This is a genomic window from Ruegeria sp. CDSB086 (assembly GCF_059611065.1).
This window is the reverse complement of the sequence record NZ_JBXWOV010000003.1, coordinates 439,935-454,138: the sequence shown is the minus strand read 5'-3', so window position 1 is coordinate 454,138 and position 14,204 is coordinate 439,935. Positions and strand designations below refer to the sequence as shown.

16 protein-coding genes are annotated in these 14,204 nt (G+C 58.5%); 6 read left to right on the top strand and 10 right to left on the bottom strand.

Features of this window, described 5'->3' with window-relative positions; translation table 11 throughout:
• Nucleotides 1-6: 6 nt before the first annotated feature.
• From AC2FIO_RS09105 to AC2FIO_RS09085, 5 genes are all read right to left on the bottom strand, one after another.
• Nucleotides 7-645, bottom strand: coding sequence for a glutathione S-transferase family protein (locus tag AC2FIO_RS09105; protein ID WP_496697064.1), 639 nt, complete (start codon nt 643-645; stop codon nt 7-9).
• 135 nt (nt 646-780) lie between these two features.
• Nucleotides 781-993 (bottom strand): hypothetical protein, encoded by a 213-nt coding sequence (locus AC2FIO_RS09100; RefSeq protein WP_058274212.1) that lies wholly within the window; start codon nt 991-993, stop codon nt 781-783.
• 54 nt (nt 994-1,047) lie between these two features.
• Nucleotides 1,048-2,829: an acyl-CoA dehydrogenase C-terminal domain-containing protein gene (locus tag AC2FIO_RS09095; RefSeq protein ID WP_472724143.1), complete on the bottom strand. Its 1,782-nt coding sequence runs from the start codon at nt 2,827-2,829 to the stop codon at nt 1,048-1,050.
• A gap of 49 nt (nt 2,830-2,878) precedes the next feature.
• Nucleotides 2,879-3,280: a MerR family transcriptional regulator gene (locus AC2FIO_RS09090; protein ID WP_058274210.1), complete on the bottom strand. Its 402-nt coding sequence runs from the start codon at nt 3,278-3,280 to the stop codon at nt 2,879-2,881.
• A 283-nt stretch (nt 3,281-3,563) separates the two neighbouring features.
• Nucleotides 3,564-3,932 (bottom strand): MerR family transcriptional regulator, encoded by a 369-nt coding sequence (locus AC2FIO_RS09085; RefSeq protein ID WP_058275812.1) that lies wholly within the window; start codon nt 3,930-3,932, stop codon nt 3,564-3,566.
• Between the two features lie 117 nt (nt 3,933-4,049).
• Here AC2FIO_RS09085 and AC2FIO_RS09080 point away from each other — a divergent pair, with 117 nt between their 5' ends.
• The 3 genes from AC2FIO_RS09080 to AC2FIO_RS09070 are packed head-to-tail and all read left to right on the top strand — an operon-like array spanning nt 4,050 to nt 6,310.
• Entirely contained in the window at nt 4,050-4,469 is a 420-nt protein-coding gene (locus tag AC2FIO_RS09080; RefSeq protein WP_113790396.1) for a PaaI family thioesterase, read from the top strand.
• Nucleotides 4,469-4,987 carry a PaaI family thioesterase gene (locus AC2FIO_RS09075; RefSeq protein ID WP_282169191.1) on the top strand — a complete coding sequence of 173 codons (519 nt, stop codon included), beginning with the start codon at nt 4,469-4,471 and terminating at the stop codon, nt 4,985-4,987. Before AC2FIO_RS09080 ends, AC2FIO_RS09075 begins: the two co-directional genes overlap by 1 nt.
• Nucleotides 4,988-4,993: 6 nt before the next feature.
• The gene (locus tag AC2FIO_RS09070; RefSeq protein ID WP_496697060.1) at nt 4,994-6,310 is read left to right on the top strand and encodes an MATE family efflux transporter; all 1,317 of its coding nucleotides are present in this window, start codon (nt 4,994-4,996) and stop codon (nt 6,308-6,310) included.
• Here AC2FIO_RS09070 and arsC read toward each other — a convergent pair.
• The 4 genes from arsC to AC2FIO_RS09050 are packed head-to-tail and all read right to left on the bottom strand — an operon-like array spanning nt 6,307 to nt 8,466.
• Nucleotides 6,307-6,648 carry an arsenate reductase (glutaredoxin) gene (arsC, locus tag AC2FIO_RS09065; RefSeq protein WP_496697058.1) on the bottom strand — a complete coding sequence of 114 codons (342 nt, stop codon included), beginning with the start codon at nt 6,646-6,648 and terminating at the stop codon, nt 6,307-6,309. The genes AC2FIO_RS09070 and arsC overlap by 4 nt on opposite strands.
• Nucleotides 6,645-7,703: a quinone-dependent dihydroorotate dehydrogenase gene (locus AC2FIO_RS09060; RefSeq protein WP_496697056.1), complete on the bottom strand. Its 1,059-nt coding sequence runs from the start codon at nt 7,701-7,703 to the stop codon at nt 6,645-6,647. The genes arsC and AC2FIO_RS09060 overlap by 4 nt, the downstream gene beginning before the upstream one ends.
• Nucleotides 7,700-8,131, bottom strand: a complete 432-nt coding sequence (locus AC2FIO_RS09055; RefSeq protein ID WP_496697055.1) for a DUF1330 domain-containing protein — start codon at nt 8,129-8,131, stop codon at nt 7,700-7,702. The genes AC2FIO_RS09060 and AC2FIO_RS09055 overlap by 4 nt, the downstream gene beginning before the upstream one ends.
• On the bottom strand, nt 8,128-8,466 hold the full coding sequence (locus AC2FIO_RS09050; protein WP_496697053.1) for a DUF952 domain-containing protein: 339 nt from the start codon (nt 8,464-8,466) through the stop codon (nt 8,128-8,130). The genes AC2FIO_RS09055 and AC2FIO_RS09050 overlap by 4 nt, the downstream gene beginning before the upstream one ends.
• A 108-nt stretch (nt 8,467-8,574) precedes the next feature.
• Here AC2FIO_RS09050 and AC2FIO_RS09045 point away from each other — a divergent pair, with 108 nt between their 5' ends.
• The 3 genes from AC2FIO_RS09045 to mnmH all read left to right on the top strand — a co-directional run bounded on the left by AC2FIO_RS09045 (nt 8,575) and on the right by mnmH (nt 12,053).
• Nucleotides 8,575-10,152: a bifunctional metallophosphatase/5'-nucleotidase gene (locus AC2FIO_RS09045; RefSeq protein WP_496697051.1), complete on the top strand. Its 1,578-nt coding sequence runs from the start codon at nt 8,575-8,577 to the stop codon at nt 10,150-10,152.
• Between the two features lie 140 nt (nt 10,153-10,292).
• Nucleotides 10,293-10,958: an SOS response-associated peptidase gene (locus AC2FIO_RS09040; protein ID WP_496697049.1), complete on the top strand. Its 666-nt coding sequence runs from the start codon at nt 10,293-10,295 to the stop codon at nt 10,956-10,958.
• Between the two features lie 42 nt (nt 10,959-11,000).
• A complete protein-coding gene (mnmH, locus tag AC2FIO_RS09035; protein WP_496697047.1) occupies nt 11,001-12,053 on the top strand; it encodes a tRNA 2-selenouridine(34) synthase MnmH in 1,053 nt (350 codons plus the stop codon).
• On the opposite strand, the gene selD is transcribed toward mnmH, so the two are convergent.
• Nucleotides 12,044-14,203 (bottom strand): selenide, water dikinase SelD, encoded by a 2,160-nt coding sequence (gene selD / locus AC2FIO_RS09030; RefSeq protein ID WP_496697045.1) that lies wholly within the window; start codon nt 14,201-14,203, stop codon nt 12,044-12,046. The two genes, mnmH and selD, sit on opposite strands and share 10 nt — an antisense overlap.
• Between the last annotated feature and the right edge of the window lies 1 nt (nt 14,204).

Here is a 14,204-nt window from a genome sequence, read left to right as displayed (position 1 = left end):
CTCTCCTTAAGCTCGATCCGACGGTTTGCCGGGCATCAGGTCATAGGGGTGTTTCCAGCCTGGCTGTTCCGACAAGCGGGTCAGCCAGGCGTCGATATGGGGCCAGTCGGCACGGTCAAAGCCGAATGGTTCAGGATAGTACAGATAACTGCAGCAGCTGAGATCGGCATTCGTGACGTCATTACCAACAATCCAATCGCGACCTTCAAGATGAGTGTTCAGAACGTCATAAGCCGCTTTGAGGCGACCTTGATTGAAGGCAATTACATCAGGATTTCGGTGCTGTTCCGGCAGAAAGTTGATCAGGAAACGGGTCAAGCCAGCCATTGAGCTGAGCTTGTGATTGTCCCACAGCACCCAGCGAAGAACGTCGTAGTTCTCATCCCGGCTCTTGCCGCCGAACTTGCCGGATTTCTCAGTCACATAGGCCTGAATGGCACCCGATTGGCTGGTTCGGAAATCGCCATCGACCAGCACGGGCGCTTCGCCCATTTCATTGACTTCGGCGCGGTATTCGGGAGTACGTGTCACGCCTTTGAAGAAGTCTACAAAAACCGGCTCCCAGTCCAGCCCGGACATTTCCAGGGCCAAGGCAGCCTTGTAGCTGTTTCCGCTTTCTCCGAAGCAATGAAGTTCGATTGTCATGCGATCGCCCCTCCCAAGGCGTACGGTGCGAAGTTGAAACTCGCGTATTTCGAGAAAGACGATCCGCTTGGCTGTGCGCCAAAGGGCATTGTCTTGCTGAAAACACGCCCACCTGAGTGAAGGTGGCTGTAGTGTTTAACGCTTGCGGTCATCCAACTCGGAATTGAAGATTCGCAGGCGATGGGTCAGGTTGTCCTCGTTGATCACGCTGTTGAAATTCTCGAACAGAAACGACAGCGCCTCTCCTTCGTCCAATCCAGCATCACGCGCGAACGCTTTGAGCTTGCGATATCCGTCTTCGGTCATTGCGACGGGAAAGCGGCGGGTTAGTCGAAAACGCTTTGGCATGTGGTTCCTCCGGTAAGCTGGGTCCGGGCAATATCGCCCGGACCCAGACTGAGATCAGAAGTTCGCCGCGTCCAGAGCCATGACCGTGTCCGCGCCCGTCTGGATGCGTGCCAGATGCATGCCTGTAGCAGGCAGGCGGCGCGCCATGTAGAAGCGCCCGGTGTTGATCTTGGTCTCGTAGAACTCTTTGTCCGACGCGCCGCCATCCAGCGCATCTTGCGCGGCTTTGGCCATCTGCGCCCACATCAGGCCCAGGCAGACATGTCCAAACATGTGCATGAAGTCATAAGAACCGGACAGAGCATTGTTGGGGTTCTTCATGCCTTCCTGCATGAAGTACATGCCAGCGGCCTGCAGGTCTTTGGACGCAGCCTTCAGCGGTTCGATGAAGGCCTTGTCATAGGCTTCGTCTTTACCAGCGTTGTCTTTGCAGAAGGTCTTGACCATGTCGAAGAACGCCATGACGTGCTTGCCGCCGTCTTGCGCCAGCTTACGACCGACAAGGTCCAGCGCCTGAACGCCATTAGCACCTTCGTAGATCATCGCGATCCGGGCGTCGCGGGTGTATTGCGACATGCCCCATTCTTCGATGTAGCCATGGCCGCCATAGACCTGCTGTGCCTGAACAGTCATGTCATAGCCCTGATCGGTCAGGAAGCCTTTGATGACCGGTGTCAGCAGCGAGATCAGTCCGTCCGCATCTTTGTCGTCTGACCGGTGCGCTTTGTCGATCATGGTCGCGCCCCACAGGATGAACGCGCGCGCACCTTCGGTGAAGCTTTTCTGATCCATCAGGTTGCGGCGGATGTCCGGGTGCACGATCAGCGGATCGGCGGGGCCGTCCGGGTTCTTTACACCAGTTACATCACGACCCTGCAGGCGGTCTTTGGCATATTCGACGGCGTTCTGGTACGCGGCCTCTGCCTGAGACAGACCCTGCATGCCCACACCCAGACGCGCTTCGTTCATCATGGTGAACATGGCACGCATGCCTTTGTGCTCTTCGCCCAGCAGCCACCCGGTGGCTTCGTCATAGTTCATGACGCAGGTCGAGTTGCCGTGGATACCCATCTTCTCTTCGATCTTGCCGACCGAAACACCGTTACGCTCGCCCGGCGTGCCATCTTCATTGACGATGAACTTGGGCACGATGAACAGGGAGACGCCCTTGATGCCTTCGGGGCCGCCGGGGATCTTGGCCAACACCAGGTGGATGATGTTGTCAGCCATGTCGTGATCGCCGGACGAGATAAAAATCTTTTGGCCCGAAATCTTATAGCTGCCGTCGCCCTGCGGTTCTGCTTTGGTGCGCATCAGGCCCAGATCGGTGCCGCAATGCGGTTCCGTCAGGTTCATGGTGCCGGTCCATTCGCAGCTGACCATATTGGGCAGGTATTTGTCTTTCTGTTCGTCGGTTCCGTGCGCCAGGATCGCTGACGCCGCGCCGTGCGTCAGGCCCTGATACATCACGAATGCCTGGTTCGCAGCCGAGAACATCTCACCAACGGCGGTGCCCAGGACGTATGGCATGTTCTGGCCGCCATACTCTTCCGGCATGTCGAGGCCAGTCCAGCCACCTTCTTTCATCTGCTCAAAAGCGTCTTTGAACCCGGTGGGCGTGTATACGATACCGTTTTCCAATCGGCATCCTTCGGTGTCCCCAACCACGTTCAGCGGGTGCAGAACATTGGTGGCCACTTTGCCTGCTTCTTCCAGAACGGCGCCTGTGAATTCGGCTTCAAGCTCGTTGTACCCCGGAACGTCGGAGTCCGAGATTTTCAGTACGTCGTGCAGAATGAACTGCGTATCTTTGGTTGGCGCGTTGTAGACGGGCATGTGAAGCTCCCTTTAATTCATATGTCCGGGTGGTAGGCAGGCGAGGGGGTTACTCGGCAGCCTTTTTGTCTTGTTTGACCGAGGCGATGACTTTCTCGCCCCAGCGCAACTGTTCTTTCAGATCGTCGATCGCCTGGGTCAGTTCCTCACGGCGCGCTTCCATATCTTCCAGGCGCTCGCACGCAATTTCATAGGTGCGTGATATCTGAGTCATCTGTTGGTCGCCGACATGGTAAAGGTCCAGAAGCTGGCGTATTTCTTCAAGGCTGAACCCAAAGCGCTTGCCGCGCAGGATGAGTTTCAGGCGGGCACGATCACTTTTGGTGAACAGCCGTTTCTGACCTTCGCGGATCGGAAACAAAAGCTCTTTGGCCTCGTAAAACCGCAACGTGCGGGGCGTGACATCATATGTCTCGCACATTTCTCGGATGGTCATCAGATCTTCGGTCATGGTTTCAGCACTCTCGTCACTGGCGTCAATGAAAGTCAGTTGCGCAGTCGATGCGCACGTTACAACATGTAGATGACGTTCACGTAATGTGAACGCTGCGTCACAACAGAAGTTTACGTAACTTCCGCGCGCGTCAAGTCGCGGATTTCCGACTTTTTCGGAATTAACGTAACGGAATTTGTGGGTGCCAATTCCCGCAGAGCGACCCAACACACCTTAAGGCATGGCCGAAGTGTGCGAGATTCGCTTCATTTTTTGAGTGCGCGATGGTGCGCCAACGGAATCACTCGAGCGATTTGGCAGTCTGGTCGCGCATCTCGGTCAGGGCATCAATTGCCTCGTCCAATTGCTGTTTTTGCTGGTTCAGTTCGACGATCTGCTTATCCGCGACGTCGACAAATGCACGCATTTGGATCTCGTTGCCTTCATTTTCATAGATCAGCAGCCACTGCCGGATATCTTCCAGCGAAAACCCATATTTGCGGCCGCGCAGGATCAAAGTCATGCGTGCGCATTCCCGCGGACCATAATATCGCGATCTGCCTTCCCGATCGGGTTGCAGCAATTCGATGTACTCATAGTAGCGCAGGGTACGTGGAGTCACATCGTACTCGGCGCACATCTCTTTGAATGACAAACGGTTGTCGGACATTCCTGATCTCCTCTGGCGCAGCCTATGTTCTGTCAGCGGCAAGCGCAACCGGCGGGCTTGCTCTTTTGGCGGACACGGGCTCATAAAGGGATAAACCAAAAGAACGGATTCAAGTACATGGTCGACAAAGCCGCAATTGCGCGCCAGTTCATCGAGGCGATCCCGCATGCAAGGGCGTTGGGTCTGAAGCTGACCTCAATCGGAAATGGCGAAGCGGGTATTACAATGCCGTACAGCAAAGAGCTTGTTGGCGATCCGCGCACCGGGGTGATTCATGGCGGCGCTGTTTTCGCCGCACTGGATACCTGTTGTGGTGCCGCCGTCATGAGCCATCCGTCGGCCCCAGGGGGTACGGCGACAATTGACCTGAGGATCGACTATATGCGGGCGGCAACACCGGGACAGACGATAACGACCCAGGCGACATGCTACCACATCACACGGAACGTCGCCTTTGTGCGCGCGACGGCGATGGACGAAGACGAAGGTCTTCCAGTGGCCACAGCGGCAGGGTCATTCACGGTGGAGGGTCTGTAATGGCGCGTACTCGCCCGGAACCCGTCCAGGTCGTAAAACAACGCCGGGATGCGGCGTTGAACGCGATTGTCGATGGTGTGCCCTACATTCGGTTCCTCGACATCGGCTTTGATCGCCGCGGTGATGAACTGACTGGTGTTTTGAACTTTGACCAGAAACTGATCGGTAATCCGTTACTGCCCGCATTGCATGGCGGCGTCACGGCGGCGTTTCTAGAAGTCACGGCCGTCATCACGCTGAGTTGGGAGTTCTTGCTGCCCAAGATCGAAAGCGGGGAACTGAATGCCAGTGATATCGCCGACTACGAAAAAGTACGTTTTCCAAAGACCGTCGATTTCACCGTCGACTATCTGCGGTCAGGCCTGCCGCGTGATGCTTATGCGCGCGCGTTCATCAGTCGGGCCGGGCGTCGCTATGCCTCTGTCCGGGTCGAGGCCTGGCAGGACAATCACGCGAAGCTCTTTGCACAGGCTTCGGGGCATTTCCTGATGCCGCGGCCCACTACCGACGGAAAATAGAAAGCTATGCAGGACGCTTCGGCACCCATTACGCATAAGCGGGTGCTCCGGATTGCAGCGCCGATCGTATTGTCCAATGCGACGGTGCCAATTCTGGGGGCGGTGGATACTGGTGTCGTGGGGCAGTTGGGTCAGGCGGCCCCAATCGGTGCGGTCGGCATGGGAGCCGTTATTCTAGCGACCATCTACTGGGTGTTCGGGTTCTTGCGTATGGGGACAACCGGTCTTGCTGCCCAGGCACGTGGTGCAGGGGACACGGCGGAAACCGGAGCCTTGCTGATGCGCGGGCTATTGTTGGGCGGCGCGGCAGGTTTGTTCTTTATCCTGACACAAGTCTGGTTGTTCTGGGGGGCGTTCGCCCTGTCTCCAGCCAGTCCCGAGGTTGAATCTCTGACCCGCGCCTATCTGGAGATCCGTATCTGGGGTGCCCCGGCAACGATTGCGCTTTTTGCCGTCACGGGCTGGCTGATCGCGGTAGAGCGCACCAAGGGTGTGTTTGTTTTGCAGATCTGGATGAACGGGCTGAACATCGTTCTGGATCTCTGGTTTGTTCTTGGCCTTGGCTGGGGCGTCGAAGGTGTCGCCATCGCGACGCTGATCGCCGAATGGACCGGGTTGGCGCTTGGTCTCTGGTTGTGCCACGACGCTTTCGCTGGAAATCAGTGGCGCGACTGGCCCAGGATCTTTGACCCAGCGCGTCTGCGCCGAATGATGCAGGTGAACGGCGACATAATGGTGCGTTCGGTGCTTTTGACCGGCGCATTTACCACTTTTTTGTTTGTTGGTTCCGATCTGGGGGACGTCAATCTGGCGGCAAATCAGGTGCTGCTGCAATTTCTTGAGATCACGGCTTTTGCCTTGGACGGTTTCGCCTTCTCTGCCGAGGCGCTGGTGGGCAGTGCGGTCGGCGCGCGTGATCGGGCCCAGGTACGGCGCGCGTCGATCATGGCCTCGCAATGGGGCGTCGGAGGTGCGTTTGCCCTGGGTCTTGTGTTTTTTCTGACCGGACCATCCCTGATTGATCTGATGTCAACCTCACCCGAAGTACGGGTTGCCGCGCGCGAGTTTCTGCTCTGGGCGGCCCTTGCGCCGATGATCGGCGTAGCCAGCTGGATGTTCGACGGTATCTATATCGGGGCGACCTGGACCCGCGCCATGCGGCAGGCGATGATCCAGTCCGTCGCGATCTATGTGGTGGCCCTGTTCCTGCTGGTGCCGACGTTCGGTAATCATGGGCTTTGGGCCGCGCTGATGGTCCTGAACATCGTGCGCGGGGTCACGTTGGGATGGCGTTACCCTAAGCTGGAAGCGCAGATCGCTTAAAGCAGCGACAGCAGGTTTTCGGGCGGACGACCAATCGCGGCCTTGTCGCCGGCAATGGCCAGAGGACGCTCGATCAGGATGGGGTTTTCCGCCATAGCCTGGATCAGCTCGTCCTCGGGTGTCGTTTTTGACAGGCCCAGTTCCTTGAACCGCTTTTCGCCTGTCCGCATCATCTCGATGGCCGAAATTCCCAATTGGGACAACACCGCGCGCAGCTCATCAGCCGACGGCGCATCCGCCAGATATTTGCGAACCTTGACGGTCGCACCTTTTTCTTCCAGCAACGCCAGACCTGTGCGAGATTTTGAACAGCGCGGGTTATGCCAATATTCAATCACAGCCAGTCCTCTCTTTTGCTGCCAACGGCCTCTGCGACCGAAGCGAACCCGTCTTGCGCCAGCAGTTCATCCAGACCTTGGGCTATTTCTGCGGCTAGTGAAATGCCGCCATAGACCATGGCCGTATAGAACTGCACAGCCGAAGCCCCGGCGCAGATCTTGGCATAAGCCTGCTTTGCCGTCCCGATCCCGCCAACGCCCATCAACGGGATTTGCCCGTCGGTCAACTGGCTAAGACGTGCTAGAACGCGGGTCGATTTCTGGAATAACGGTGCGCCGGACAGACCGCCTGCTTCACCCTTATGGGCACTGCGCAGACCATCGCGTGACAGGGTTGTGTTGGTGGCAATCACCGCATCCACGCCGGTTTCGCGGGCCACATCGGCAATGTCTTGCAATTCGCCTTCGGTCAGATCCGGAGCAATCTTCAGGAAGATTGGCAAGGGGCGGGGCAGTGCGTTGCGCGTCTCAATCACGCCGCTTAGCAACGCACTCAGGGCCGCCTTGCCCTGAAGATCACGCAGTTTTTCCGTATTCGGGGATGAGACGTTGACCGTGGCAAAATCCAGATGCGCGGCGCAATGGGCCAGGACCTTGGCAAAATCGCCGGGGCGGTCGTCGCTGTCTTTGTTGGCACCCAGGTTCAGGCCAATCACCGCGTCCTTTGGGCGGTCAGCCAGACGGCGGGCCATGACCTCCATGCCTTCGTTGTTGAACCCGAACCGGTTGATGGCGGCCATGTCCTGGGTCAGGCGGAACAGGCGTGGTTTCGGGTTGCCGGGCTGCGGGCGCGGGGTCACGGCACCGACCTCGATAAACCCGAACCCTGCGCGGGACAAAGGCGCAAGAACCTCACCATTCTTGTCGAATCCTGCGGCCAGGCCAACGGGATTCGGCAGGTCCAATCCCGCCACTTCGGTGCGCAACCGATTGGAGGTCACTGGACCCGGCGCGGGGGCCAATCCGGCCTTTAGCGCCTTGATCGATAATCCGTGAGCTGTCTCAGGATCCATGCGTTGCAGGGCTGCCAGCCCCAGTTTTTCAGTCAGTTTCATCCGAATGCCTCTCCGCCAATGGTAGGGGCGCATCGTATAAGGCGCGAGGTTTCGACGGCGGCTTGGCGGTGCACCACAGCCATTTGGTAAACCGGGTCCGTCACCATTTCCAGAAACGCGTGCGCTGTGGGATAGCGGGCGATGAATACTGCGTCCCAGTTTTCGTTTTGCGGGCCGATCAGTGTCGTCTGAAACACGCCGCGCCACAGGATCGAAGCGCCAAGGCGCGCTATGATCGGAGCGGTTTCCGAGCCGTACTTGCCGTAAGCCTGCGCGCCGGTCAGCCCGGCATCCACGAGTTTGTGCCCTGCGGGATACTCAGCAGCGTCGCGGAACTTCACCAAGTTCAGCATCTCGATCGGGTGGTCCCGATCAAGGTCCTTGAAGGCCTCAAACTGGGCGCGTTCCGGATCGACAAAATTGGTCATTCCATATCCTTGGGAAACTGGTGAGCGGTTCCATCAAAGGGCAGGGCGCGCGACCAGACAACATCGGTCATTTTGATCTGCCGATAAAGATGGGGGAAAAGCGCGCCACCGCGCGAAACCTCCCATTTCAGGTCGTCGCCCATCACATCGGCGTCACACGCCAGCAGGGTCAGCCCTTCGACCCCGGCAAAATGTTTGGCGGCTGTTTCTGCCGCCTGCTTGGCAGTCGAGAAATGAACATATCCGTCAGAGACATCAATCGGCGCCCCGTCTGATGCGCCTTGTGCCTGTAACGTGGCCCATTCATCGGCCCGAAAAATTTTGTAAATCAGCATGCGGTCGTGATGCACCGGGCCACGGGTAGAATCAAGCCGGATTTCCCCCTTTGACTCTCGGCGTTGCGCGTCGCAACATCTCCGCAATTAACAATAGGGAGTTAAACTATGCTCACCCGTCTTTTGACATCTGCTGCGGTGCTCAGCCTGACCGCAGGCATGGCATTTGCCGAGTACAAACTGACGATTCTGCACACCAACGATTTCCACTCGCGTTTTGAGCCGATCAACAAATACGACAGCGGTTGCGGTGATGAAGACAATGCCGAAGGCAAGTGCTTTGGCGGTTCCGCGCGCTTGGTCACTGCAGTCGAGGAGGCACGTGGCCGTGCCGAAAACTCGATTCTGGTTGATGGCGGAGACCAGTTTCAGGGATCGCTGTTCTATACTTATTACAAGGGCAAGGTCGCGGCCGAGTTCATGAACAAGCTGGGCTACAACGCGATGACGGTGGGTAACCACGAATTCGACGACGGCCCCGAGGTTCTGCGCGGCTTTATCGACTCGGTCGATTTCCCGGTTCTAATGTCCAATGCGGATGTTGCGGACGAAGAGTTGCTGACCGACAAGATCAAGAAATCGACCGTAATCGAAGTTGGCGGCGAAAAGATCGGCCTGATCGGCCTGACACCTATCGACACTGATGAGCTTGCCTCGCCCGGTCCGAATATCTCGTTCTCGGACCCGGTGCCTGCGGTTCAGGCTGAGGTGGATAAGCTGACCGGTGAAGGCGTCAACAAGATCATCGTTCTCAGCCACTCGGGCTACGGTGTGGATCAGCGCGTTGCGCAGGAAACCACCGGAGTTGACGTGATCGTAGGAGGCCACTCGAACACATACCTGTCGAACACCTCGGACAAGGCCGCCGGCCCGTACCCGACCGTGGTAAACGGCGTGCAGATCGTTCAGGCCTATGCCTACGGCAAATTTCTGGGTGAGCTGAATGTGACCTTTGACGATGACGGCAACGTGGTCGAGGCTGCTGGCGAGCCGCTGATCATGGACAACACAGTCACCGAGGATCAGGCCGCTTTGGATCGTATTGCCGAGCTGGCCGTGCCATTGGATGAAATCCGCAACAAAGTGGTTGCAAACTCTGCCGATGCCATCGAAGGCGACCGCGCTATTTGCCGTGTTCAGGAATGCCAGATGGGCAACCTTGTGGCCGACGCAATGTTGGCACGCGTCGCGGATCAGGGCGTTAAGATTGCGATTGCCAACTCGGGCGGTCTGCGGGCTTCGATCGATCCGGGCGACGTGACCATGGGCGAAGTGCTGACCGTGCTGCCGTTCCAGAACACGCTGTCGACCTTCGAGATCAGCGGCCAGGGCGTCATCGATGCGCTGGAAAACGGCGTCAGCCAGGTGGAAGAGGTCAAAGGCCGCTTTCCGCAGGTTGCTGGCCTGACCTTCACCTGGGACCCGGCCGTTGCGCCGAACGAAGGGCGTATCGCTGAGGTCATGGTTGCCGACGGAGACGGGTTTGTTCCCATCGATCCGGCCGCGACTTATCTGGTGGTCACCAACAACTACGTCCGCAATGGCGGTGACGGCTACAAGATGTTCTCGGGTGACGACAAAAACGCCTATGACTTTGGCCCCGATCTGGCCGATGTAACGGCAGAATATCTTGCCGAAAACGCGCCCTACACGCCTTATCTGGATGGGCGGATCAAGCAGAAGTAAATCTGTTTCGATAAACAAACCAAAAGGCCGCGTTTGACGCGGCCTTTTCAGTCTTATGGTCAGAAACGGCTTGATGGTGTTCCACTCGGTATCGGCGCGGGCGACATTAACCTACAATTTCTGAAAAAGGGACAAGGCCTATGTGCGGACGGTTTGCCGTAACACTTCCCAACGATGCAATGGCGCAGCTTTTTTCGGCCCGCCCGGCTAACACTTTGCCAGCGGTGCCGAATTTCAACGTCTGCCCGACCAATCAGGTGCATGTGGTGCGCGCGGGCGAAAACGGGCGCACGCTTGATCCGCTGCGCTGGGGGTTTTTGCCCCATTGGTACAAGGGCGAAAACGCAGGACCTCTGTTGATCAACGCGCGGGCGGAAACGCTTGCCGAAAAGCCCGCCTTTCGCGCTGCATGCCGCGAACGCCGCTGCCTGATCGCCGCGACGGGGTTCTATGAATGGACCAAGACGGAACAAGGCGACAGGTTGCCATGGTACATCTTCCGTCAAGACAACGCACCGATTGCCTTTGCCGGTGTTTGGCAGGATTGGGGGCCTGAAGATGCGCGGCAGGGCACCTGCGCCATCGTCACGACGCCGGCCAACCGTCACCTCAGCGCGATCCATCATCGCATGCCTTTGATTCTGGAACCCGATGACTGGCCGCTGTGGCTGGGGGAGGCCGGAAAGGGGGCCGCGCGTCTGATGCAGCCGGGGGACGAAGATGTCCTCAGCTATCACCGCGTCAGCCCGACCGTGAATTCGAACCGCGCCAGCGGGCCGGAATTGATTGAACCGATCGAAACCTAGCCCTGCCTTTTCATTCACGGCTTTGCGGGATAGACCTCTGACATGGTTCTGAAATTCGACAGTTTGCCCGATCTATATGCGCATGAATTTGACACGGTGATCGACGTGCGCAGCCCGGCGGAATTTGACGAAGACCACCTTCCCGGTGCAATCAGCCTTCCCGTTTTGGACAACGAGGAACGCGCCCGCGTCGGCACGATCTATGTTCAGGAAAGCCCGTTTCTGGCCCGTAAACTGGGGGCCGCGCTGGTGTTTCGGAATGCGGCCAATCACATCGAGAACAGCCTGTCCCATAATGAGGGAGGATGGCGACCGTTAGTCTACTGCTGGCGCGGCGGGCAAAGATCGGGCTCGTTCACATGGATGCTACAACAGATCGGCTGGCGGGCCGAAGTGGTCGAGGGTGGCTATCGCACCTATCGCCGGTTGGTGAAACGGTATCTCTATGATGACCCGCTGCCGCATCACCTGATCGCGCTGGACGGATATACCGGCACGGCGAAGACCGAACTATTAGTGCATCTTGCGGCTCGCGGCGTTCAGATTCTGGATCTAGAGGGGCTGGCCAACCACCGTGGGTCCTTGCTGGGTGATATGCCCGGTGGACAACCCAGCCAAAAGGCGTTCGAGTCTGCCCTGTCCGCTGTGCTATGTCGTCTGGACATGTCGCGCCCGGTGGTGGTCGAGGCGGAGTCGTCCAAAATCGGGTCTCTGATCCTGCCGCCGACGCTGTGGGCAGCCTTGCGCCAAGCCCCTCGCATCCAGATAACAGCCTCCGTTCAGACGCGTTCGGACTACTTGGTATCCGCCTATGATGACGTTCTGTCGGACTCTGACCGCCTGCGCGACCGCCTTTCCCCGCTGCGGTTTCACCGCGGGCATGACGTGGTGGACGGTTGGCTGGACATGATTGACGCTGGTGACAAACGCGCACTGACTCAGGCGTTGATCGAGCAGCACTATGATCCTGCATATGCCAAATCTGCCCGAGTGCGCAGTTCAGACGTTATCGCGAAAATCCATGCTTCGGCGCTGGATCATGCTGGCTTGTCTGCAACAGCAGCGCAGATCGAAGCCATCCTGGATCAGGTTTGAACCCGAAGCCCCGGTGCATCGGTCATGTGCCCAATGATTACGGCAGGATATCCCGCTTCGCGCAAAGCTTCGCAGATCATCTGCTCTTGATCTGCTGGTACCGCGGCCAGCAAGCCTCCGGCTGTCTGAGGATCATACAGCAGGTCCGCTTTGCCGCCCGTCGGTAATTCGGGCGTAATCGCGCGATTGTCTTCGAATAAGGTTGACCGGATGCCCTGCGCGGCCAGTTCCAGCGCGCCATCCATTACCGGAACTGCCTCCAAATCCAGGGTGGCACCACAACCCGAGGCCTCGGTCATGCCCAGCAGGTGCCCTGCCAGACCAAATCCCGTTACATCGGTCATCGCATGTGCGCCTGCCAATATTTCCGAAGCCCTGCCTTGTGGCTGCACCATATGTGCAAGGGCCGCCGCAACCCATTCGCCTTTTGCTGCGCCCGCCATCTCTGCTGCCATCAGAACGCCACTGCCCAATGGTTTGGTCAGGATCAAGGCATCACCGGGTGTCGCGCCGGACAGTGTGATCGGGTCGGCGTCGCACAGACCGGTCAGGGTGAACCCGATCGTCATCTCGTCACCCATCGAGCTGTGGCCGCCGACAATCTCGGCCCCGGCGTCACGGATGACGTCGCTGGCCGTGGCCATGATCTCGGCCATGGTGCGACGCTGAAGGGTTGGCGACATGCGGGGCAGGATGATCGTCGCCGTGGCGGCCTGTGGGCGGGCCCCCATGGCCCAGATATCCCCAAGGGCGTGAACCGCTGCAATGCGTGTCATCAAAGCGGGATCGTCCACGAAGCCGCGCAGATGGTCCGAGGTCATGACCTGCCGGGCACCCCCGGTCTGTAACAGGGCAGCATCATCGCCGGGCAGTGGTGTCACATCCGCACGAACTGGGGCTGGCAGATCGGCAAGCGCGGATTGCAACGCGCCGCGCCCGACCTTGGCACCGCAGCCCCCGCACATGGGTTTGTCGCCCAAGGCTTCAGTCAAACCGGCCGCGTGATGGCGCGGCAAGGACGGAGGCTTCATCTGCGGCAGGTTGCGAAACTTGTCCATAAAGCTTTGATCGATGTGGTTTTTCCATTTCCACATCAACGGCCCGCTGAACGAAGTCCCAAGCCGTTCTCCCAATGCAGACTTGCCGCCTAATGAAATCAGCTTGAGGTAATCTTTTTGCGGCTCATACCGCCGCATGGCATCTGACCCTAAGGCGGCCCTTAGGTTTTGGAACAAAACGGGGGCCTCGCGGACTGCATAGACACCTGCTTTGGGGCGGGGATTTTCGCTCAGATGTACGCAGTCACCCGCCGCAAAAATGGCGGGGTCGCTGGACTGCAGGTGCCCGTCGACGCGGATGAAGCCGTCCTGAAAGTCCAGCCCTGTATTCGCGATCCAGTCATACGGTTTTGCACCGGCTGCGCCGGTCACAAAGCTGGCCGGGATTTGGCGGCCATCCTCTAGCGCGACGTGATCCTGAGCGATGTGCGAAACAGATGCCTGTTCGACCACTTCGATACCCAGATCAGCCATCGCTTTGCGAATGGTCTGCGCGGACTTGGGATGGGTCGCCGTCAGGGCACGTGCGTTGTCAATCAGGGTCAGGTGCGCGGTGCGCCCCTTGGTGCGCAAGGCAAAGGCCATAGCCATGATAAGCTCAGCCCCGGCGACCCCACCGCCAATCACCGCGACCGTAGCATCACCTGATCCTTCCAAGTACTCTGCCCATCTGGCAGCAAACGGACCCAGCGGTTTGGCGGGAACGGCATGCTGGTCAAAGCCGGGCAGGGCTGGCATGTCCGATGTAATTCCAACATTGACCGATGCTACATCAAACGCCACCGGAGGACGGTCTGGCACATGAACCTCGCGCCGGTCTGGGTCGATGCCGGAAACCGCGCCCAGAATGATCCGCGCGCCGGCAAAGCGGGCTAGTTTGACCAGATCTATGTTCAGGTCCTGACGTGCGTAGTGCCCGGCGACAAAGCCCGGCAGCATCCCCGAATATGGCGCCGTGGGACCGGGGTTGATCACCGTCACCCGCGCGCCGGGCAGGGGGTTCATGCCCCACTTGCGCAGCAACAAAGCATGGGTGTGGCCCCCGCCAATTAGAACCAGATCGCGGGTTAAGGGCAGCGGTGGGTGGTGCATC